Consider the following 22,408-nt stretch of genomic DNA (forward strand, 5'->3'; position numbering starts at 1 on the left):
GGCCACGGCAGCACCGACCGGGCCGGATGACGGCGGCCGTGGCCGAACCGGCAGGCCAGGCTTGCCCCTTCGGGCGACAGCGGGGGCGGCAGCGGGGTATTCCGAGTCGGAGGCTGGTGGGACCATCAAGAAGACGTACACCGTCGACGCCAGCACTTCCCCGGCGGCCGGCACGTGGAACCTCCGCGTCGAGGACATCTCTGAGGGCGCCACTGGCACCCTCAACGGCTGGACGCTGACGTTCTGACACCCTCCCCTGCTCGCGGCCCCCGGTATCCCCCGCCGGGGGCCCCGGCATGGCTCACCAACGAACCGGCCACTGGCACCCGGTGCCCGCCAGAACTTCAACACCGGACAGATGCGGCAACAACCGCCCCAACACCCGTGGGTATGCCCGCTTGGTGAGGGCTGTCACGGCGATGGCGCCGGACCCGTTGCTGTGCGTTCGTAGCACCTGTGGATGCGCGTTGTGTTCGCAGGAGGCCATGTCGGCGATCCGGTGAAGGGCATTGGTACGCCTCGGCGTTGCCAGGCCGTTTCTGTCAAGTTCGGATGCGGCGAGTGGTGGACTGGAGGGTGCCGGGCGGGCAGCACGGTGACGTTCGCGCGTTGAGTGGGGCCGTCCTCGGGCTTCTCGACCAGGACGCAGGCGGCCTGCCACTCGTCCTCGTCGCCGCCAACTCCCCGGATTCCGTGGTACGTACGGCCCTCGTACGCCATTGCCGTGTCCCCTCCCGTTGATCGCTTCGCGGACGCTCTCACCCTGCCGGAACCGGGCCTTGGCCGACAGGGCGCCGCCGGTCAGCCCTGCGGCGCGAACCGGCGGGTGCCACGGCTCGACCGGCCGGACGGAGCGGGGGACACTGTCGTGGTCACTGGGGACGTCATCGCGCACGACGTACAGCGCGACAGGACCTGGCCGTACCGGCCGCTCGACGCTCCCGCCGTTCCGCCGGCCGCAAGGGGATCGTCGTACGATCGTCCAGGGGCCGGCCGCAGGAGGGCCTCCGGTGCCGATACGGTTGAAGACCCTCAGTAGTTCTGCCACTCGTGGCTGGTGTACTCGAGCACCGCGGGATCCATCAGGGTGCTCGCGCGTACGTCCTGGGGGCGGCGGTCCAGGGGGAAGACGGTGGCGGCTTCAAGGACGGCATCGTCCAGGAAACGCAAGGGCGGGGCGTCCTCGGCCAGGCGCAGTGGCGGCGGTGGGCCGTCGGCGCCCGGGGTGGCCAGGATGTAGCCCCAGTTGCCGAAGCTGGGGACATCCACCTGGTACTCGGTGGTCGTGTAGTCGGCCTCGTCGATCGTGGTGGCGATGGACCAATACGATTTGGGGGCGAAGAACGGAGAGCCGCCCTGCACGACGACCCGGCTTCCGGGGTTCAGCACATGGCCCAGCAAGTGGTAGAACTCGACAGAGTAGAGCTTGGCCAGCGCCGCGGTGTCCGGGTCCGGAAAATCGATGAGGACCGCGTCATAGCGTTGCGCGGCGCCCCGCAGCCAGTTGAACGCGTCGGCGTTGACGACGGTGACACGCGGGTCGCCGAGCGCGTGGTCGTTGAGTTCGAGCAGGGGTTCGAAGGTGCGGGCGAGCCGCGTCATCGCCGGATCCAGGTCGACGAGCGTCACCTCTTCGACGTCGTCGTAGCGCAGGACCTCCCGCAGGGCCAGCGCGTCACCGCCGCCCAGGATCAGCACGGATGAGCGCTTTCCCGACAGGGCGGGGTGAGCGAGGGCCTCGTGGTAGCGGTACTCGTCGACGGAGGAGAACTGCAGGTCGCCGTTGAGGAACAGCCGCGTGTCGGGCTTCCCGGTGAAAGCTGTGGACTGGGTGACGACGATGTCCTGGTACGGCGTGGTCTCGGCATGGATGATCGGGTCGCGGTAGAGCTGCTGCCGAGCGGTGACCTCGATGTCGTCGGCCAGTACGTACACCGCCCCGAGTACGCCAAGGACGGCGGCCATCCCCGTCAGCAGCGTGATCCGCACGATACGGCGTGTCTCGCGGCGGAAGATCCATAGGACGACGACGACACCGGCCACGGCATTGACCGCACCTACCACCAGCGCGCCCTTGAGCTGGCCGAAAGAAGGCAGAAGCAGCAGAGGGAAACACAGGCCGCCGACCAGCGCCCCGACGTAGTCCACGGCGAACATGTCGGCGACCGCACTGCCGGCCTCCTGTCGCCTGATCCGCTGAAGCAGCGTCATCAGCAGGGGAATCTCGGCCCCGATGAGGAGGCCGACGGTGAACGTGACCACCACCATGGACGGCATGTAGACCTGCAGCCAGGCGAACGACACGTACAGGGTGAGCACCGACAGGCCGCCGACGAGCGCGAGCAGTGTCTCCACGAGGGCGAAGGCTCCGACCGCGCGCCGTTGCAGCGGCTTGGCGGCCAGTGAACCGATGCCCATGGCAAAGACCATGACGGAGATGACCACGGAGGTCTGCATCACGGAGTTGCCGATGAGATAACTGCCCAGCGCCGTCAGCGCCAGTTCGTAGACCAGGCCGCAGGCCGCGCAGATGAACACCGCGAGCAGCAGCAGGAAACGCGCCCCCCGCGAGTAGGTCGCCGGCGGACGTGCGGCAGCTAGGGCGGTGCGGTCCGGGGTGCTGGTGCTCATGGTGTCGTTCAGGAAACGGCGGCACCGACCATGAAGGCCGTGCCGATGTACATGGCTGCCTGGACCCAGGCGGCAGGATGGGGGCGGTCCCCCTGGTCGTCGAGCACGGCGGCACCCATGCGGCCGGGGGTCAGCAGACCGACGATGCAGGAGATGACGGTCATCAGGACGACGCCGGAGAGGCCGTACAGCAAGGTGCTGAACAGGCCGTAGTCGAGGCCCTGTTCGGATTCGCTGGCCCTGATGGACTGATCGATGACGTACCCGATGGCGATGGTCTGGCCGGCGAGGAGGACCGCGGCGCCGCGGTTGCGCTCCGTCCACACCACATGGACGAGCTTTCCGGGGGTGGTGAGGTCGAGTGCTATGAAGCCGACCGCCATCACGACGAAGCCGACCAGGCCGTAGAGCAGGGCGTCGCCTGCCGACTCGAAGATCTCTGCCACGGGGCTGCCTTTCGGGGATGTCGTCGAGGAGTTCGGGTGGGTGTACTGCGGGTGGTCACTTGCCGGTGCCGGGGCCCCCGCCGCGGAACGCGTCGCTGTCCGGATCCGGCCACACGGATCGGACATGGGGCTTCCAGCGGTTGTAGCCAGTGCGGTAGTCGTCGATCTCGATCCTGCTGCCGCGCTGGTAGGGGGTGATCGCGACGATGTCGTTCCGGTAGCGGAGGAAGACCATGTCTCCGTCGCTGGTGAGGTCCTTGGCCGAGGTGTGGCCGTCGATCTCCTTCGCGACTGTGGACGTCGCGTCGCTGCTATCGACGTAGCCCACGCTGCTGCCGCCGTACTCCGAGCGGATCCAGCTGGACGGTACGTCGTTGCCGTCGTCCGAACCGCTGGAACAGGCGGCGAGCGCAACCGTGGCGAGGAATACCAGGCTGATGCGTCGGGCAGTCTTCATCGGGCCTCCAGTCGGGTGTGCGTCGCCACGATCTGGCCGCTCTGCGGGTAGGTGTGCCAGGTGCGCCAGCTCAGTCCCGTGCTCTGCCGCTCGACGGTCAGCGCGGTGACTGCTTCCGGGGAGCCGGGAAAGATCCCGTACAGCGCCTGGGGGTGTTCGTCCGACCGGCTGCGGATCTGCGCGACCTGTTTGCTGAACTCCACTGCGGCGAAGTGCTGCACGCGGGCGCCGAATTGGTAGTTCCAGTCGTCGAAGTCCTGCGCCGCCGCGTCCGGGAGGCCTCCCTCGAAGCCAGGCAGGCAGGCCACGGTTTCCCGGACCGGACCTGCGAAGACCTGGTGGGAGGCGCCCAGGAGTCTGAGCTGCACATCGAGCCCACCGACCGTCAGGTCGCGTACGGCGAGTGCCTCGCGAGCGGGACGGCCGAGCGTGAAGGAGAGCTGATCGGCGTCGGTGTCCAGATATGGGGTCGTGAGGGCTATGCCGCTCATGTGACGCTGCCCGGGCAGCTGATCGGCTCTCCCGGAAGGGGGCGCTCTGTCGGCGTATCCGTCCGGTTACGGGCGGCGTCGACGGCGGCGGGTACGGTGCCGACGACGGCAACCTCCAGCTTGAACAATGGTCCCCCGACTCCGGAACGTGCAAAGCGCGCTGAGTATGGCACAGGGCAGATGCGCCATTTCGAGGGGGAGCCCTGCCGCGATCCGGGGCGGGTCACCCGATACGACGAGCGACCTCAACACCCCCGAGACCGAGCCCACGCCTGGCGCGGTGACGGGGCCCCGTAGTACTCGCCACGAAAACAACGGATATGGCTGACCAGCGGAGATGCGGTTTGAAGCGCCGGTCAGCCTTCCGATGTCAGTGTCAGCGGCAGACGAGTCGGGCTGTACGCCGGGTTCTTCCGCCGCACTTTTCTGACCTGCACTTATGGAGGCTGGAACGGCTGTGACCTGCTAGGACGGGTTACGGAGGCGATCGGAGGCAGTCAGAGATAAGCACCCTGATTCGACCCCGGTTCGACCCGGGCCGCTCAGAGCCAGTCAGAGATAAAACCTCTGATTCGGCTCTGCGTTGGCACCGGGTTGACCTGGGCGAATCGCGGGTGGATCTTCTGGCCAGCACTCCGGTTCGGCACCGGTCGTGCCGCGGTGGGGACGTCTGCCTCCGTGCGGTGCCAGATGTACGAATGCCCCCAGGACGGGAATCCTGGAGGCTTCGTTGGCACCGATCGGAGGTCGGTTCCGGACATCACCCCTGGTTTTCGCGGGCCTGGGTGACGTCCTCGTCCTTGGCGGGACAGCCCCAGAATGCCACACGGCACAGCTCATACTCGTGAACGCAGCGAGCGTTCATCCTCCTTAAGACAGTTGTCGTCCATCGCAGTCGGCGGCGATCACGCCGCGTTGCTCGGGCTGCAGTATCTTCCCCGCGCTGCCGCTGAGCTTGTTCTGCTGGGTGACCTGACCGGGCGCTATGCGGCAGGCAGTTACAGCAGGCTCGGCTCCGACAAGCAGTCCGTCCTGCCCCGTGCGGACCGGCAGGGCGAGTCCGAGCACGGGCACCGCATCACCGCGGCCATCGCCTGTCATGTGGCGCGCGCCGGCGGAACCCTCGACCAACTGACGCATCTGCTGATGCATCCCGACCATGAGGGCGGCCATCACGCCCGGACCATCAGCCTGCGATCCGGGCACGGCCGGGCCCACGACTACGTCAGCCGGGTCTGGGCCAGCGCATCAGCAGCGGTTGGTACGACCGTGGCAGTGGAGGCCCGACCACACGCCCTCGAAGACCTTGCCGCGGTCCGCGACCGGATTGAGACCACACCCTGGCGCGGCGAGCGCGGCCGCACCGCCCTGCGGGTGCTGCGGGCGCACTTGAACTTCGCGGAGAGGGCCGGTGGCCGTCAGCACTCCGCCAGCGAGCGGCAGACAGCCGAGGAGGCCGGGGTCTCCCGGCAGGCTCTGCGCAACGCCTACGAATCGGTCCTCAAGCCGCATGGGTGGCTTCACCGGCTGCGCGTCGGCCAAGGCTGCGAAGGCTCCCTCTGGTACCTGACCACAGGTCACCAGGAGCCCGGTGACCGTTCGTTGTCTCGTTTCCACACCACTCAGTGCCCCCCGACCGGGAACTTGAGGAGTGGCCTGCCCCTGAGACCCGCACGACGGTAACAGCCGATATTGACTCCGCCTTGATCAGCCGCCTGATGGGACACGACGCGTTCGCCCACCACGGTCTCGGCAGCTCCGCCCTCATGGTCATCGGCGCCCTGCACCTACGTCCCGGTCAGACCGTGCAGGAGCTCATCGGCTCCTCGTCCGTCTCACGGGCCACCGTGTACCGGGCCCTGCACCGACTTGCATCCCACCACCTGGTGACCCGCACCGAGGCGACCTGGACGCTCAGCCCCCGCGTGATCGAAGGCATCGGCCACCCCGGCACGACCGCCCAGTCCCCTTCCGAACCGGTGGCCGTCGAGGGCTGGGGCCACGTCGCGGACAGCTTCGGGACCACCGGCACGGCCGAGCGGCGCAAACAGCTGCACGCCACCGAGCGCGCCGCGTACCTCCAGGGGCTGGAGCAACGTAGCCAGCATCGGACCACAGCCCGGTTCATCGTGCACGACGACGGCCGCGTGGTCCTGCTTCCCTCTCCGCGCGGCGATGAAGTCCCCGCCCGATGGCAGGCCCCGGACGGCGGGCTCCTGGATCCCGCGACCGGCCGCAGCCTCTCCGACTGGCGGGTTGCCACCGACGGCCGCCTCATCCTCGTCACCCCCGCCGACCAGCGCTCCTACGACGAACTGGTCGCCGCACACGCCGAAGCACTCAGCGATTGGGAGTCCGCCGCATGAACACCCCGCCCGCACCCTTCACTCCCCAGTCCGGACGGCAGCAGCAGCTGTCGTTGCTGCGCACCGACTACGAGAACGGTGCGACCGTCGACGAGCTCACACACAGCACCGGACTGTCACACGGCACCGTCATCAACCGGCTGCGCGCCGCCAACACCACCATGCGCACCGCGCAGGAGACCCGCAGACTCCGCGCCGACAAGGGCCAGGCAGCACAGCGGCGCCGCCAGGCGATGAGACTGCGAACCCGCTACGAGCAGGACGCGACAATCGGCGAACTGGCAGCCGAAAGCGGACTATCCCCCCGGACCGTACGGCGCCTGCTCGACGAAGCCGGAACCACGATGCGCTCCGCGCAGGACACACGCCTGCTGCGCACCAGCACCGCCGCGCACGCCCGCCAGCAGCGAGCACTCGCCCTGCGCGCCCGCTACGGCGCGGGTGCGGCCGTGCCCGCTCTGGCCGTCGACGAAGGCTGCTCCCCCACCACGATCTACCGGCTGCTCCATGAAGTCGGAGCGACCATGCGGCCACGGCACCGGGAGGAATCCGGCGTAGGCCGTCCCGCCGCCCGGCCACCGCCCGAGCACGCGTAGGTCGTCCCGCGTCCCGCTACGGCTTTACCCCCGCCCGTTCTGTCGGTCCAGGGCTCGTGTCTCAACCGTCTACCACCAGCAGAGAGAGCATCACCGTGATCATCGCTCACATCAGTCCGCGTACCAGTGGCAAGACCACGAGCGTCGGATGGCAGTCCCACTCCCTCCACGAACGCGGCTACGACGTTGTCGCGTTCGAGGCCGACTACAGCCGTCAGCTCGCAGAGTGGGACGTCCAGGCCAGCGGCTTTCCCTTTCCCATCCAGCAGCAGGCCTCCCCCCTTTTCCATAAGAACGCTCCCGCCTTGATGCGGCCCGGTCAGATCGGGGTGGTCGACTGCGGCCATGCCGAGGACCACCGCAAGATCGTGCAGTCCGTGCTGCGAGTCGCCGACCTCGCCATCCTCAACGCTGCTCCCACCACCGCCGACATCGACCGCATCGAGCGCCTCCCCATGCGCGACCTGATCGACGACGTCGACGTGCTGCGCCCCGACGGCAGCCCGCCCCCCACTTGGGTCCTCCTCAACCGCACCAGCGCCGGGGCCAAGGCCACCAACCAGTACCGCGAGTACCTCGAAGAGGACGGGTGGAACGTATTCACCGTCACCATCCCCAATAGGCAGGTCTACGCCCAGTCGATGCTCCGGCCTGTTACCGCCAGCGGCTCCGCCTACGACGAACTGACCACCGAGATGATCAAGCGTGGACTCCTCCCCGAGGCAGGCGGGGAGCGATGAGCAACCACGACCGCGCCGCAGCCCTCCGCGCCCGACGCGAAGAGCGGAACAACTCCGGTAACCGGCAGCCCGCCACCCTCCACACCAGCGAGCGGCCCGCCGACCTGGTCATCACCTCCGACATGATCCCCGCTCCCGTCGACGTCGAGGCAACCGGCGACCTCTCCCACGAAGAGATCCACGACCTGGCGGTGTGCGAGGGAGCAGTCGAGAGCCTGGCCACCGCGACGTGGCTCGCGGGCAAAGCCCTGCAGGCCATCTGCAAGCGCAGGCTCTACCGCCGCACCCACGCCACGTTCGGCACCTATGTGGAGGAGCGCTGGGAGATCAGCGAACGCGCGGCTTACCAGATGATGGAGGAATGGCCGCTCGCTGGGCACCTCGCTCAGGCCCTCGGCCGGCCTGCAACGGCATCACACACCCGAGCCCTGCTCCCGGTCGCCACCCGCTTCGGACTCGATGCCGCAGCCGACCTCTACCAGCAGCTGCGCGACCGTTCCGCCGACGAGAATCTCCGGCTGACCGCCGCCATCACCGGCCAGGTCGCCAAAGCCATCTTGAAGAACGCGGGCCGCCAGGCCGACGAGACCCAGTTCAAGGAAGCCACCCAGCAGCTCATGGCGACCAAAATCCTCCCCCCGCCGACAGCGCCACGGCCCTCTCACACTCTCACTACCGCTCCGCAACCAGCGGCAATGGCGGCAGATCCGCAAAATTTTGCGGAGAATCCCGCCCGTACAACACCAGCGCATGCCGAGCTCGGCGCAGCCAAACCTGACGCCACCCCGCCGCCCGACACTGCTCCGAGCAAGCCTCAAAGCGAAGCCTCCCCCGTATCAGCGGCCGCTGCTATCGACGCACAGATCCTCGCAGCCGAGCGCGAAGGCCTCCCGCTGACCCTCTGGTGAGACGTCGCTCTGGGGAGCCCATACCGCCCACTGGACCACACCACCCCCTGGAGCCGGTTGTCATGCTTGGCGTTGGCTCAATAGGCCAACGAGGGTGGTCCCCAGTACGTCCACGAGACCACCGGCAACGCGGCTTTAGTCCCGTTGGAGATTGGAGACATGGACGCCAAGCGTGGCTGCCATCTCTTCGATCTCTTTGCAGCTGATCACCCGACCATTGTCGCCAACAGCAGAGTTGGGCATCATACCGTTTCGGATCTCTACCGGACGGCGGCACGCCACGGCAGCGGCAGCCGGACGTGCCCCCGGTCCTTTGAGGCGGATACATCCGGCACGAGACCTTCTGCATTACCCTGCGGGTAACCGCTCCCGCGTGTGCTGCTTCCATCTCATCTTCACCGGGGTTCGTCGTAGGAGTCTTCGGCGACGTGTCCGTGGTGGCGGTACACCATTTCGTCAGGATGGCGTGTTACTCGTGCCAGCCGCCAGGCCGCATCGTAGGACATGCGGCGGGGTTCTTGAGCGCGTAACCGCAGGGCCAAGAGGCTGGTTGCCGGGTCGAGCAGCCAGCGCAAGGCAGGCAGCGTCATCGGATTGCGCCCGTCTCAGCGACTGGGTCGGGCTCTCCATCGTCACCACCGTTTTCGGGTGAGGCGGCGGCTGGCTCACCCAATGCCAGCCAGGGAGCGTCCGCCCATCCCATCTGCTCCAGGACGGTGCGGGCGGTGGTGACGAAGCGAGCGTGCTGCCCCGGGTCGTTGCCTAGTTTCCCCCAGACGTACAGGAGGGTTTGGGCCATGCGTTCGGCCTTGGACTGTATGTCTTCAGCTGCGCCGACCAGCGGGAGGATCTTCTCCTTGAAGACGTCCCAGTCGAGGGATTCCAGATTGTCCAGGTGGCGGTCGAGCCACCAGATGCGCGTGGCGTCCGGCTTGTCGAAGACCGCCTGCCTGAACCGTTCTCGGCGTTCGTGCTCCTGCGCGAGCTGTAGCGTCACTTCGCGTAAGGCATCTTGGTATCTCTGGGCCCGATCCGCGTCTTGCTCGGTGAGCATCAGGGTGATGCGTGCCTTCAGCCAGAGGCCAGGGGTGTCTTGAGCAGGGTGCCAGCGAGCCACGGCGAGCGTGAGGCGTTCCTGTGCGGTGTTGAGCTGTTCAGGCATGTGAAGCTGGGTGATGCCGCGGCCCAGTTCGTCCAGGGCAAGTTGTGCGGCGGCTCGGGCAGCAACTGTGCCGCCGGCCTTGATGTTGGCGTGTGCCCGGTAGGTGAGTGTGCCGCGGGCACTGAAGCGGATGCCGGGCAGACGCGTGGGCCAATGGGACCGGATCCGACTGCGCCGACGGCTCCACCACGGGCCGGGTCCATCGATCGTCAAGGGGTCGATGCCTCCTTGGACGCCTGGTAGCGGTTGGCAGCCCGCACCAGAACCTCCCGCCAGAACGGGAGGATGGCTGATTCTTCCGTCACCATGAGCCGATCGAGACCGGGGCGGAGGCTTGGTGGGGTGAAGATGTCGGCGAGTACGTCCACCACGGCTTCCCGGCGGTCGGGGTCCCCTTGGAATCGCTCGTGCCATCGCGACAGTTGCGTGACAACCGCCTCCACGGCGTCGTCGGTGGACAGCAGCTTCTGCCATGCGTGGATGATGCGCAGCCGGACCTCGGGGTCGCGTATGTCATCCAAGATCAAGTCTGTTCCCTCGTCGCTGGAGACGACGGCGAGGAAGGCTCCCAGAGTCTGGCGGCGCAGGGTCTCGTCGTCGTGCCGGCTTTCAGCGTCGCTGAGCCATTGGTCGACGGCATTTCGCACTTCTTCCGGTCGTCCCAGGGCGAGTTGCCTAAAGGCGTGGACAACGGTCGCTGAGCCGAAGTCCTTGTGGCCTGCCGCCTTGCCCAGCCGTGTCAGCGCGAGGGCTGGCTGACGGATTCCCCAGGTGCCGCCACAGATCTCGATGACGAGCTCAACTTTGTTGCTCGATGGGGTCTTGGCATCCATCCACTGGCGCAGGCGATCCCTGACGTAGCGGCCGAACTCGGCATCCCCGGCTGCTTCGGTCAGGGTTTCCACGGCCAGGATCCGTCGAGGGCCTTTGAGGTCACTCGCCAACCCGTCGAGGATGGTCCGGTCGTGGCGGTGCACCGCCAGCTTCAACAGTGCCGTGGTGACCATCCGGGCGTCCTCTTCCGGGACGGCCCGGTCTGCGGCGATGCCGATGGCCCACCTGCGCAGAAGTTCGTGCTGGGTGGGGAACTCGTCCCACAGGTGACGCAGGATGGCAGCGGACAGGCCTTCCTTCTTAGAGTCGTGGAAAGCCCGGTCCCCGTCGCGGGTGATTTCCGCGGCGACCAGTCGGCTCGATGTAGTGGCGTCGGTCAGAACGTTGACAGGTTTGCGTTCGAGGCCGAGTCGGGTCAGGAGGTCGTCGGCTGCCTTGATGACGGACCTGCGCTGTCCTCCGTCCAGCAGGGCACCGGCCCAGACCGTGACCCGGGTGGACAGCAGCTGCGAGTCGCTCCCCCTCGCCCGATCCTTGCTGAGGAGGTTCTCGACTTCCGTGTGCCAGTCGCCGAACTCATCGACGATTGCCTGGATCTGATCGGCGCCGGATGCCTGAATGAGACGGTCGGCCAGGCGCCACGCGGCGCGTGCGGACGGGTTGGCCTTCCAGATATCAGCAAACTCCTTCCCGTCCAACCAGGCCACACGATCGCCACGATGGCGCGCCCGGAGTTCCGCCGTGACGAGGTCCCTCGAATCGGGAGACTCCAGCCGGACGGTGTAGGGCAGCGTGAGGTCGGCCCAGTGGCCGTACCAGTCGGCGGGCGTGGCCAGGATGACGAGGAAGGAGTTCTTCTTTCGTAGTTCCTCCCCATGGCTGGTCAGGTCAGCGCCTAGCCGTTCGGCTGGCTGCTCCGGGAGGTCGGAGAGATCGAGGATGTATCCAGTCGCTGCCTCTTTCGGCAGCGGGCGGACCGAGGGCTTGGACCATTCCGGGTCGAGATCGAGGATGGCCGGCGGACTGTTGGTCACCGTGCGCAGCAGGCGTACGGCAGCCGTTCGCCGACCAGCGCCCAGGGCTGCGCAGAGCACGACGATTCCGTAGTCGTCCAGCAGTTTGGAAGCGGTCGCCCACGGGCCTGTGTTGCGCGGCGGGACAAACCGGCTGTCCTGGCTCGCCTTGTAGGCCGCATCGTTCTCGGTGATGGGGATGGGGATGGCTTGATCGCCGTTCAGGTGCAGGTTGTAGGCCTGAATACCGTGCTTGCCGTAGTGACGGAAGTCCACCGGGCCGGGATGCGGCTGGCCGTTCGACTCGCCGCTCTCTGGCGATAGAGGCGCGCCTGCCGGCTCGTGTGGCTCAGTGAGCTGCTCCGATGGTGCAGTGGGCTCCATGCGGTCCTGCCCGGCTTGCTCGTGGTCGATCATCACTGCCCTCTTCCAGCGCCGAAGTGGTTGTAGGCCTGGACACCCTCTGTGCCGTAGTGGCTGAAGTTCACCGCGCCCGGTGCCGGGGAAGCCGCCTGGAGCGATGCTCCGGAGGCGGGGGCCTTCGGCTGCTCTGCGGCCGATTCTGTGGTGTCGACCGGCTCGAAAATGTCCGGATCCGCGAGCCCCCAGTCGAAGCCGGGGATGTGAACAAAGGCTGGCTGCTGAAACTTCTTCACCTTCACCAGGTGCCGGACGAACTGGTTCGGCAGGACGTCGCCGTTGACGCAGCCGCTCTCGAAGACGTCCTCGTACACGCGCTGCGAAATGATCACTGCGGTGTTGGTGATCTCCGGATTCGCGCGGTTCAGCACGCCTCGCAGCGCGTCGTCGTCCAGGAGCCGGTGCGTGTGCACCATCGGCACGCCGAGCCCGCTGGGCGGCAGAGGGCCGACGTGGATACTGACCCGCAGTTGCAGGGGTACACCTGCAGGGGCCTCGGCACGGCGGCGCGAGAGCGCGTGCCGGAGCGCGTCGGGGAAGCAGCCCACCAGCGCGGGCAGGACCTCCGGGTCCATGCCGGCGACGTAACCGTCGCCGGTGTGCTGACCGAACATCCGCCGCTCCCAGTGAGCACTCACGTTGCTGGCGCTGAGTGCCTGCGCCAGCAACGGCGGGATATCGGCATTCACCTGTTGCATGCCCTTGCTGTCCAGCGCACTGAAGTTCCGGGCGTCCACGGCCAGGACAGCCCGGTAGGGCCACAGCGGTTCCCATGACGGCAACATGTGCTGCTCCTCTCATCAAGTGACGTGTGTTCGCCGCGCATCACGACGAACGCCACCCTTGTAGAGAGGCAGGAATGAAATGGTCCAGCGTTGGACGGTACGGGCGTGCGGTGAGTCACATCGCGGGTGTGACGTCGTTGAAGGCTGATGCCGCCGGGCGCTCATGGAAGAGCTGCAAAGGTGTGTCCGTTCTCGGCCAAAATGCCATAAGTGGGTTTTCCGCCTGGTTGTTGGGCCCAGACTTCACCCCAGGGCCGGGGCGAGTGAAACGCCTGGATGACAGCTAGGGGGATGGCTTGATGGCAGTTGAGCCGACGGAGACCGCGTGGCGGATTCAGGCAGCTGTTGCGGATTGGACGGCCAAGGCTGATTCGAAGGCGTCGTTTGCCCTGACGATGCAGTCCACGGCGTTAGCTGTCTTGGGGCTGCTGGCGACTTCCAAGCGAGCCGTTGGTGATCTCGACTCCACTGTGCCGCGGCTGTTGTTGTGGATCGGCGTACTGCTCATGGTGGCCGGAGTCAGCTGTGCGGCCTGGGCAATCTCGCCCAACCTGCGCAAAGAACGACGGGGGCCGGAGAACGACGACGACTTCCTGTACTTCGGCCATCTCAGGCATTTAGACCCGACGGTGCTGGAAGCGGCGCTTCGGAGCAAGGACCCGTTGCCGGCGTTGTCCCGGCAGGTGGTGGTGATGAGTGAGATCGCCTGGAACAAGCACCGCCGGGTGCAGTGGTCGCTGATGTTGGCGGTCGCAGGTTGTGCCGCCTTCGGTCTGGCGACCGTCGTCGGATGACTCACCAGAAGGGCAACACGATGAACTTCCGCTCTCTGGTATCCACTGACGTATGGCGTGACTTGATCGACCGAGGACGCCGACGGACCTACCCATCCAAATCCGTTCTCCTCGCCCAAGGCGAGTCACCCGACTGCGTGATCGTATTGCTCGACGGCCTGGTGAAAGTCGCGCAGAGCAATGAGTGCGGAGACAAACTGACTTTGATGTTGCGTGGACCCGGCGAAGTCCTTGGGGAAATGGGCGCCTTGCTCGGCCGCCCACGCTCAGCCACCGTCACGGCGGCGCGCCGCTGTACCGGAGTAGTTCTGCCCGCTCATGCCTTCCGGGGCTACGTGGAGCGCCATCGTCTGGAGACGGTCATCTACCAACTGACCGTGGAACGGCTGAACAGCCACGAACGCCTGCGGGCAGACCTGGTGAACCTGCCCTCGACAGCACGTGTGGCTAGAGTCGTGAGCCACCTCGCTGACGAAGTCGGCCACCCTCAGGGCACAACTGGCCTGCTCGTGGAACTGGGTATGCCCCGCACAGAACTGGCCACCATGGCGGCGATGCGCCGCTCGTCCGCACTTGCTGCCCTGGGTGAACTCCAGTCAGCTGGCATCCTCACACTTGGCCGTCGGCGACTGGTCATCACAGACGTGTTCCGCCTCAGGGCAGTCGCCCGAGGCGAAGAACACCCTGGTGGCAAAAGCCGCAAGGGCGCCGCGCCCGCGATGTGACTCACCGCCCGCCACCCGCCCGATGAGGGTCTCGTTGTCACGAACCGATATGACCGGCCAGTTCAGCGCAGTGAATTCCATGAGAAGTGGCGGCGGGCCGTGGAGCTGGCCGGGCCTGCGTCGGCGGGACCGCACGAGCGGTATGCCTTCCCGAGCGGGATCAGTGCCTGACTGTCGTAAACTTTGACACCGGCAATTCCGACGGGCGGACAGGGGCAGACTGGCCGCACCTTGATCAGATGGATCTTCGACCCGTACTTGCCCTGGTCGACAGGGTTCAGACCCGTCAGGCCCCCCTTTTCAGGGCCCGCATGCTCTCCGAGTCGATCGCGCACCGAGATCAGTCCAGGTCGCCGCGAGACCCGAGTTCTTCGAGGACCAGGCACGGTGCATGTTCGCCCATATCCTGGCCTTCGTTCACTCGGTGATTCAACGGCGACGCGGACGGCGACGGGCGATCTCCGCGTATACGGAGCAGGCATCGCGCTCCAGGACCGGATCAATCAGACCCTCGGCCGATCTCCCCGTGCGCGGAGCGGACGTCACTGTGGCGGTAGTTCACCCGCCCGGCCGCGCCGGTTCACCGAAGAATCGATCACGGCCTGGGCGGCGGCCTGTTGACCGCGCGGGCCCGTTGGCGTGCCTGGAGGCACGCGGTCCAGTCAGTGCCGGCTCGACTTCTCCACAATGCTGTGCGGTGATGACGTCGAGGCCGAGCAGCGGGGCGAGGACAGCTGGCGGCATGTCCTAGGCCAGCTGGATCAGAGCGAATTCCTGGGAAGCGCCAGCTTCGGGGGGAGTTGGCGCTCCAGCTGTGCCTGGCCCGCCGTCGGTGAAGTGGGACAAGAGGGCAGCGAGGGGTGGCCGTCGTGGGCCCCAAGGTGCCCAGTGGTGAGGGTGACGTCGTGGGTGAGGTGCTGCCCGAACAGCAGGAGCAGGGACCCTGCGCTCTCACATCCAGAGGGAGCTCTCCTAGTCGTGAGGCACTGCTGCAGGAGGCCCAGTGGGTGTCCTCGTCGATTCCCTCCGGTTCGGCGTTGCCACGGTGCGGGACCAGCAGTTCTTCGCTGTGTCCGCGTCGGGCCGACCAGAGGAGGAAGTCCCCCACAGCTCCGCCGCCTTGATGCGGGTGTACGCCCATCGTGCACGGCCGCGGGTGCTGGCCGCGCGGGCGGCCCGGCGCCGGGCCGGGGCATCACCATAGAGGTCTGGCAGGAGGTATTTCTGGTCGCTGCAGATCCGTCCAGGCCCTGGAGGGCAACATCCGCACTGGAGCGCTATTCAACATCTTCTGAGCGCAGCGACATGACCGGAAACAGCTCAGCGTGAAGGCCGAGCCCACCGCGTACGGCTGGTTTGTGGCAGGTGCTAACCCTCGCTGCGGGGTTCCAGCATGCGGGTCAGGAGATTGTGTGTGGCCCGCTGCACCTGTGGGTTGAGGTGGTCGGGGTGATTGAGTGCCAGTGGCCAGTGGAAGGTGCCGGCGACGAAGACGAGGGTTCCCTGGCTGTTCTCGCACAGGCTGGTGTTCTGCACAGTGCGCCCGCGGCCCCAGCTGTCGATGTAGGGCGACTCGGAGAGAAGGGTCTGCCTGGTGTCGGGCGGCTGGGGCATGGACGGGTTGAAGCCGTCCGCCTCGACGGCTATGAGATCCGGGATCTCGTCACCGTCACGCAGGCCTGTGCCGGACCAGAACCAGTGGTCCCCCTTGCGGACAATGAGAGGCACGGGCTCTTTGAGGATGCCGTTGTACTGCACGCCCAGCAGTCCCTGCTCGGCCTTGTGATGCTTCTTGCCCAGTTGACGCCAGCGCACGGTGGGACCTGCAGCGCCGGGATCGGGGTCGGGAGCTTCCTTGTAGCAGGTCACCACGCGTCCGGGCAGTCCACCCGCGCCAGCCTCGAGCCGTACGTGGAAGTAGATGTTGTTCGAAGCGAGAAAAGCCAGGTGGGTTCCTGCGTCCACGGCGTCCTCGGCACAGTCGCGCATCTCCTTCGACCAGTACTCGTCGTGCCCGGAGAAGATGATCGCGGTGTACTGGGAGGGGTCGATCCTGCCCTCGTGGAGATCGATACTGCTCGCGTAGGTGATGTCGTAGCCGGCGCTCTCCGCCCACCGGGCCGCGCTCATGTCCATGTCGAACCAGCGCGGGAAACCGCTCTGCATGTACGGCCGGTCGAAGGAGACCTTGAGAGCGCGTTCCGGATTGCCGCCCATCTCTCCGTTGGCGGTGTAGCCCTTGTACAGGTTCTTTCCGGTGCGCCCGTCGAACGGCCACATGTTGTACGCCTGGTACGTGGTGAAGGGGACGACCATCAGGACGTCCGAGCGCCTGGCGGCATCGCGCACGACGAACGGTGTGTAACTGCGGTGGCCGTCCTGCGAGGTGAAGACGGCCAGGAATATCCCCGACACCCACATCTTCGGTATCTCCAGAGTCCAGGACACCGGCCAGTCACAGGCTATGAGCCCGGTACCGGGCTGTGGCTCCGGTTTGGTCCGGGGCTTTACGTCCACGGGCTCGCTGGTGAGCAGATGCCGGGCTCCGGAGCCTTGGTAGTGCCCGATGCGGTAGACCGCCACCGTGCATTTTTGTGCGGTATGGGACGAAATATGAAAATTGAGAGACTCGCCATGGCTCACCGAGGTCGCCGACGCGTAGCCCTGGATCTGGACGTCCTCGTCGGTCACCTTCTTCGTGCCATCGCGCCCCAAAGTCCACTGGTCCGAGCCGACGGCACCGTTCTCCTGCGCGACGGGGTTGTTGCCGGTCCGGGCGGCGGGCCGGCGCGGAAGCGATTCGGCTTGGTCGCGCAACTGAAGGCCGACAACACCGACTGCACCGAGACCGATGGCACCCAGCGCGGTACGACGAGACACCTTTGACACAGAAATGCTCCGAGGCCTGGACGCCAGGCCTCTTGCCTCACGCGTCGATTCGTACGTGACTGGCGAACACGCAGTTACATGTGCGGCCCCTGTCAGCAATCGTTCATCGTATGGATGCCACTGCTAAGGCGGGTAGGTGTAACCAATGTGTGATGGCACACATGTGTCAATTCTGTGCGCGTAGGCCACCGCTGACACGCTCGATGGGGATTCGGTGCTGTGACCGGCTCACTGTGGAGTGAGCCGGTCACAGCCCCTCCTGCTAGCTGCCGTACCGCTCCACGACGTATGCACGCGGGAAGCTGTAGCCGGAAGAAACGCCCCAACTGCTCACTGGCGCAGCGAACTTACGGTTGGCTGCTGCCAGCCACGTCCACGCCTTGATGCTGCCGTCGTCATAGCCGTACAAGGTTCCGAAGTCGTCGAGACCGTCCCCGTTGTAGTCGCCGATGACAATCGACATGTGGTCACGCCACATCGCGCCCGCAGGTGTCGTCCATGCCTCGGCCACCGAGCTGAAGGTGCCCGCCGCGCTGCTGGGAAATGTGTAGATGCTGTCGTGGCCGTCGGTGTAGTCGTACCAGGCCGCGATGTCGTCCCGGCCGTCCCCGTCGAAATCACCGGCATGCACGGTGGTGCGATCCCAGCTACCCCATGTGGCGCTGGTCCACGAACCCACTGGATTGTTGAAGCCGCCTGTGGGGGAGGCGAGGAACGTCCAGATCTTGTTGCTTCCGTCCGTGTAGCCATGGAAGACAGCCATATCGTCGCGGCCATCCCCGTTGAAGTCACCGGTCACCGGCTTGTCACGCGAAGCCGACCAACCGCCTGCGGGACGGGTCATGGACTCGAACGGAGCATTGAAACCACCCCGGACATTCGCGGTGAACGTCCACAGCGAATCATGCCCGTCCGCGTAGTCGTACCACGCGGCGACATCATCCCGGCCATCGCCGTTGAAGTCCCCGCTACTGACCGTCATGCGCGGGAAGCTCCAGTTCCCTGCAGGCACCTGCCACGACTTGAACGGTGGCGCGAACTTGCCACTCGCGCTGCCCAGCCACGTCCACAACGCGACTTGACCGTCGTCGTAGCCGTACACAGCAGCGACATCCCCGATCCCGTCACCGTTGTAGTCACCCGTGGTCCGCTTCATCCGGCTCGCCGTCCACCCGGTCGGTACATTCCACCCGGTCAGCGGGTTCTTGAATGTCCCGTCGGAGTTCGTCAGGAAGCTGTGAATCGTGTCCGAATCATCCGCATGGTCATACCAGTCGGCCATGTCGCTCCGGCCGTCACCGTTGTAGTCATGCCGTTGGGCCGTGCCGCTGCTCCACAGGGACTGCCCCTTGGCATTGTGGATGACCAGGCTCCCGCGGTCCTGCAGGACCGCGTAGCCCTCGGCGCCGGTGGTCTTGGAATCCCACAGAACGGTACTGCTGTCTGCCTTGTAGACCACGAGGTTGCCCGCTGTCTGCATGACAGCTTTCGCTCCCACGTTGCCAGCGGTGTTGGTCGACCAGAGCCGGTTGCCGACATTGGAGGTTATCTCCAGGTTGCCGTCGTCCTTCATGGTGAGTTTGGCCGAGCGGGAGGTGTAGGACTGTCCCGCGGCGAGGGTGGTGCCGGCGGGGATACGTGCGCCTCCGACTGCACCGTCGATCGGGAAAGCGGCTGCGAAGGAGAAGACGGTGTCGACTGTCTTGCCGGGCCACCCGGTCATGGTGTTGTCGTTCTTGCGGCCCCAGAGGTCGGCTACGCCGTCACCGGTGACATCACCAACCGAGCCCACGGCCGGATAGGTACTGGCCGGGTACCCGGAGCCGATCTTCACGCGTGCCGCGCTTCTGCCCCAGGTGGTCGGGTCGAGGTACCCGTTGGACCCCTTCTCGCCGTAGGCGCGCAAGATGTCACCGGTTGCGTTCTGGCGCATCCACAGGTCGGCGATCTTGTCTCCGTTGAGGTCGCCGGGCGCGATCACGGTGAACTTGTCCCAGTCGCCTTCGCCGACTAGAACCGGCTCGCGGACATCGAGTGTGTAGGAGGCGCGGTTACCGTAGTAGGCCCAGAGGTACTTGCCCTGCTTGACCAGCAGGTCTGGCTGGCTGTCGCCGTTGATGTCGCCGCTGGCGATGATCTGGTCGGCGTTGTGCCAGTGATCGTCACCGGTCCATGTGTCCTCGCCGATGCACCCCAGTTCCTCGTTCACGACAGGGCAGGAGACGGTCAGCTCGGTGTAATCATCGCTGATCACCCCGCTGCCGTTGTTCGGGTAGGTCCACAACTTCTTCTTCTTGTCGACGGAGTCGTACTCCAAACCGACGAGGTCGTTGTATCCGTCCTGGCCCCAGTCTCCCCGCGAGTCCACACTGGCGCCGGAGAACGCCCTTCCGCCGTTGGTGGCCGCTGCGAAGTCGCCGTTGCCCTGGCCGGCGTAGGTGAGCAGGGTGCCGTTGGAGTCGATGCTCCAGATGTCGCTGTTGGCGTCGCCGTTGAGGTCAGTCGGCCCGTCCCGATTCTGGGAGCGGCCAGCGTAGTAGAGATAGGTTGCCGTGTCGGAACGGTTGCCGGCTTTGTCGACGCTGTATGCGTAGACGAAGTGAGGGCCGTATCCGGGCGGGCTCACGGTGGCTGGGACGCCGGGCCGCGTGTCATTGATGTCCGGCGCATAGTCGGTCCACCAGACATAGTGGTCGACATCTGCAACGCCGTTGGGTGCGAAGGTGAACTTGCCCGACTCACGGGCCTTGCCTGTGATCGCGGGCCAACCGTTGTCTCCTGGGGGAAACTTGTTGCCCTCGGACGCAATCACCGGCGGCTTGCTGGGCCGGGTCCGATCGACGCTGAACTTACAGGTAGCTGACCAAGGAGAGTAGGCATTGTCCTGATCCTTAGTGCGCACCATCCAGGTCCACTCGCCTGTCGGGAGTTCGGCGTCAGGCACTACCCACGTGGTGATCCTTCCCTTGCTGGCGGACAGGGTCTGGGTGGCCGACGCAATGCTGGTTCCCGCTTTGAACACCTGGAACTCGGCGGTGAGGTTGCCCGCGTCCTTGTCGTCAAACTTTGCGTACAGGCTGACCCGGGTGTTGCCGATCAGTCCGCCGACAGAGCAGGACGTCTTGGGGCTGGTCCCCATGCCGGTTGGCTTCTTCGGCGGGTTGTTGTACTTCGTCTCCAGGACCGCGGTCTTGGCGTCGAACTTCTTCCAGCCGAAAGTGTCGCTCTCGTCGCTCGCGTACAAGCCCAGGGTGATGTTTGCCCAGCCCTTAGACGCCGCTTCCCGCATCTTGACGGTGGTGTCGAACTCCAGGTTCCCGGCTGCGCAGTCCTTGCCCCAGCCCTTGGAGTCGTCGACCGTGTCCAGCTGCGACTTCTTGCTGGGCTGGTTGTTCCAGGTCGTTTTCTTGGTGATGCCGCTCGTGTGCCATAGCTCCACGGGGCGGTTCTGGCAGGACCATGACCAGGTGTTGCGGATCCGGAGGACGGAGCTCTTCACCTGTGCGTGCTTGGTGTCACTGGTGTCGAGTTGGACGAAGGACCGGGAGATGCGGTCCGAGCCGCCGGTCTCGGCCTCGTAGCCGACCCGAACGGGGTCCTTGGTGTTCCAGAAGGACGTGTTCGGATACTGCTTGTAGACCCGGGTCCAGTTCTGCCTCTCGCCCCACGCCCACGACGGGTCGATAAAGACCGGGTACTTGGTGTCCTCGCCGGTCAGCAGCTCCTGGTCCGGCTGCATTTCGAGTGTGCCGCCGTTCACCGTTGTGGGCATCTGCGCGTCCTGCGCGCCCGGCGGAGGATCGAAAACGTCGGCCGGCGCCCCGCCCTCTTCCTCGCCCACCGTGCCCGTGAACGCCGAACGAGCCGCGGGCGCAGTGCCCGAGGAGATGGAGGAAGAGTCCCACATCAGCGGCGAGGGGCTGGTGAAGACCGTCTGCCCGGCCGGGTTCACGGCGCTGACGCTGCCGGTGTCCGCGTCCGTAGAGACGTCCAGGCCGACGGTGTCGAGTTTGTACTTCAGCGAAGCCAGTTCAGGGTTGGTGGCAGCCTGGGCCGTCTTGACCACGAGTAGCTGGGAGAAGCCTTCGATCTCGGCCTTGAGCTGGAGGTCCACGCCGGGCAGCACCTCGGCGTAGGTGGCGACATTCTCATCAAGCGTGGGTGTCGGCAGAGGATCGGGCCAGGTCAGAGAGAGCGTCCGGCCGTCCTTGACACCCGTCAGCAGCGGCCCAGCGCCACCGCCCGAGAATGTCACATCCACGATGGACACATTGGGAACGACGCTGCCGTCCGTCGCGAAGACCAAATTGGCGTCAGTGGGAATCCAAGCCCCGTCACGCAGCAGCCGCACCGGGGTGCCGTAGCGCTTGACCGACCAACTCCCCTCGGGCAGTGCCCACGTGTCGGTCGACTCGGTCCGGGCCGAGACCAGTTCGTAGGGCTGGCCTGTGGCGGCGGCCTGTTCGAGCGCGTACTCCTCTTCGCTTTTCGAACCTTCGGCGACGGGGTCCACTGCCGTGGCGGCGGAGACCGCAGCAGTCGCGACAGGAGAGAAGGTAATGAGTCCTGAGGCAGTTATCGCGCTTACTAGCGCTACGGAAATTACGGGAGCGACCCGCCGCTTTCTGGCAATGCCCCAGCGGGATCTTATCTGTTGCACGCATACCTCTCAACGTTTGTTATTTAGCTGGACTCTATCCGCCGTCTCGGCACTACCCACCTTCCTCACCTGCATGTTTGCGATGATCTAGGCCTCTTGGTCCATATTTTTCTTCAAGATCACGACTGGACGTTTTGAGGTAACTTCATTATGAAATCTATCCTGGAATGCTCGTTTATTGCGCCACACGATAGATCTCGATGCAAATGAGGTATTCGATCATGAGATGTCCGATGCGCTGCAGCTTAGTCAGCGCTTTTGGCCTGGTACTTTGTCGCGATCATGGTTTGGCGGTGTGGTCGGGTCCGGCAAATGAAGGCAGTGTTTTTGCTTCCCGCCGCCCTTCGGTCGTCATTCTTGGGATAAGTGGAGGGGTGGGGCGTGAGACGCTTCCGTAAGCGCGCACTGTCGGTTGCCTTGGCTACCGCAGTCGCAGTGGGGGTACTGCCAGCAACGGTAGTAGCAGCAAGTCCGAATGAGAGAACGTCACT

The 22,408-nt window shown here is 65.8% G+C and carries 17 protein-coding genes; 8 read left to right on the top strand and 9 right to left on the bottom strand.

Going from position 1 to position 22,408, the window contains the following annotated elements:
• Positions 1-61: 61 nt before the first annotated feature.
• Positions 62-247 (top strand): proprotein convertase P-domain-containing protein, encoded by a 186-nt coding sequence (locus ACFT7S_RS22070; RefSeq protein ID WP_382734479.1) that lies wholly within the window; start codon positions 62-64, stop codon positions 245-247.
• Positions 248-1,032: 785 nt separating this feature from the next.
• Here ACFT7S_RS22070 and ACFT7S_RS22075 read toward each other — a convergent pair.
• The 4 genes from ACFT7S_RS22075 to ACFT7S_RS22090 are packed head-to-tail and all read right to left on the bottom strand — an operon-like array spanning position 1,033 to position 4,025.
• Positions 1,033-2,631, bottom strand: coding sequence for a polyamine aminopropyltransferase (locus ACFT7S_RS22075; protein ID WP_382734481.1), 1,599 nt, complete (start codon positions 2,629-2,631; stop codon positions 1,033-1,035).
• Positions 2,632-2,639: 8 nt separating this feature from the next.
• Positions 2,640-3,077: a DUF350 domain-containing protein gene (locus ACFT7S_RS22080; protein WP_382734484.1), complete on the bottom strand. Its 438-nt coding sequence runs from the start codon at positions 3,075-3,077 to the stop codon at positions 2,640-2,642.
• A 55-nt stretch (positions 3,078-3,132) separates the two neighbouring features.
• Positions 3,133-3,534: a DUF4247 domain-containing protein gene (locus ACFT7S_RS22085; RefSeq protein WP_382734486.1), complete on the bottom strand. Its 402-nt coding sequence runs from the start codon at positions 3,532-3,534 to the stop codon at positions 3,133-3,135.
• The gene (locus tag ACFT7S_RS22090) at positions 3,531-4,025 is read right to left on the bottom strand and encodes a DUF2617 family protein (protein WP_382734488.1); all 495 of its coding nucleotides are present in this window, start codon (positions 4,023-4,025) and stop codon (positions 3,531-3,533) included. Before ACFT7S_RS22090 ends, ACFT7S_RS22085 begins: the two co-directional genes overlap by 4 nt.
• 879 nt (positions 4,026-4,904) lie before the next feature.
• Between ACFT7S_RS22090 and ACFT7S_RS22095 the strand changes: the two genes are divergently transcribed.
• From ACFT7S_RS22095 to ACFT7S_RS22115, 5 genes are all read left to right on the top strand, one after another.
• On the top strand, positions 4,905-5,708 hold the full coding sequence (locus ACFT7S_RS22095) for a hypothetical protein (protein ID WP_382734490.1): 804 nt from the start codon (positions 4,905-4,907) through the stop codon (positions 5,706-5,708).
• A gap of 20 nt (positions 5,709-5,728) precedes the next feature.
• Positions 5,729-6,391 (top strand): hypothetical protein, encoded by a 663-nt coding sequence (locus tag ACFT7S_RS22100; protein ID WP_382734492.1) that lies wholly within the window; start codon positions 5,729-5,731, stop codon positions 6,389-6,391.
• The gene (locus ACFT7S_RS22105; protein ID WP_382734494.1) at positions 6,388-6,987 is read left to right on the top strand and encodes a helix-turn-helix domain-containing protein; all 600 of its coding nucleotides are present in this window, start codon (positions 6,388-6,390) and stop codon (positions 6,985-6,987) included. The genes ACFT7S_RS22100 and ACFT7S_RS22105 overlap by 4 nt, the downstream gene beginning before the upstream one ends.
• Positions 6,988-7,082: 95 nt before the next feature.
• On the top strand, positions 7,083-7,727 hold the full coding sequence (locus tag ACFT7S_RS22110) for a plasmid partition protein (protein WP_382734496.1): 645 nt from the start codon (positions 7,083-7,085) through the stop codon (positions 7,725-7,727).
• Positions 7,724-8,635 carry a hypothetical protein gene (locus tag ACFT7S_RS22115; protein ID WP_382734498.1) on the top strand — a complete coding sequence of 304 codons (912 nt, stop codon included), beginning with the start codon at positions 7,724-7,726 and terminating at the stop codon, positions 8,633-8,635. Before ACFT7S_RS22110 ends, ACFT7S_RS22115 begins: the two co-directional genes overlap by 4 nt.
• A 586-nt stretch (positions 8,636-9,221) precedes the next feature.
• Here the strand turns inward: ACFT7S_RS22115 and ACFT7S_RS22120 are convergent.
• Genes ACFT7S_RS22120 through ACFT7S_RS22130 form a run of 3 tightly spaced genes read right to left on the bottom strand, consistent with a single transcriptional unit; the run spans position 9,222 to position 12,849 of the window.
• A complete protein-coding gene (locus tag ACFT7S_RS22120) occupies positions 9,222-10,010 on the bottom strand; it encodes a hypothetical protein (RefSeq protein WP_382734500.1) in 789 nt (262 codons plus the stop codon).
• A complete protein-coding gene (locus tag ACFT7S_RS22125) occupies positions 10,007-12,061 on the bottom strand; it encodes a hypothetical protein (protein WP_382734502.1) in 2,055 nt (684 codons plus the stop codon). The genes ACFT7S_RS22120 and ACFT7S_RS22125 overlap by 4 nt, the downstream gene beginning before the upstream one ends.
• Positions 12,061-12,849, bottom strand: coding sequence for a hypothetical protein (locus tag ACFT7S_RS22130; RefSeq protein WP_382734504.1), 789 nt, complete (start codon positions 12,847-12,849; stop codon positions 12,061-12,063). Before ACFT7S_RS22130 ends, ACFT7S_RS22125 begins: the two co-directional genes overlap by 1 nt.
• 299 nt (positions 12,850-13,148) lie before the next feature.
• Here ACFT7S_RS22130 and ACFT7S_RS22135 point away from each other — a divergent pair, with 299 nt between their 5' ends.
• Complete coding sequence (locus tag ACFT7S_RS22135; RefSeq protein WP_382734505.1) at positions 13,149-13,643, top strand: Pycsar system effector family protein; 495 nt, start codon at positions 13,149-13,151, stop codon at positions 13,641-13,643.
• Positions 13,640-14,368, top strand: coding sequence for a Crp/Fnr family transcriptional regulator (locus ACFT7S_RS22140; protein WP_382734507.1), 729 nt, complete (start codon positions 13,640-13,642; stop codon positions 14,366-14,368). The genes ACFT7S_RS22135 and ACFT7S_RS22140 overlap by 4 nt, the downstream gene beginning before the upstream one ends.
• A 1,368-nt stretch (positions 14,369-15,736) precedes the next feature.
• Here ACFT7S_RS22140 and ACFT7S_RS22145 read toward each other — a convergent pair.
• Both ACFT7S_RS22145 and ACFT7S_RS22150 read right to left on the bottom strand, forming a co-directional pair.
• A complete protein-coding gene (locus tag ACFT7S_RS22145; protein ID WP_382734509.1) occupies positions 15,737-17,248 on the bottom strand; it encodes a N,N-dimethylformamidase beta subunit family domain-containing protein in 1,512 nt (503 codons plus the stop codon).
• Between the two features lie 271 nt (positions 17,249-17,519).
• Complete coding sequence (locus ACFT7S_RS22150; RefSeq protein WP_382734511.1) at positions 17,520-21,770, bottom strand: FG-GAP-like repeat-containing protein; 4,251 nt, start codon at positions 21,768-21,770, stop codon at positions 17,520-17,522.
• Positions 21,771-22,408: the final 638 nt, after the last annotated feature.

This window comes from Streptomyces sp. NPDC057136 (assembly GCF_042670885.1).
GTDB lineage: Bacteria > Actinomycetota > Actinomycetes > Streptomycetales > Streptomycetaceae > Streptomyces.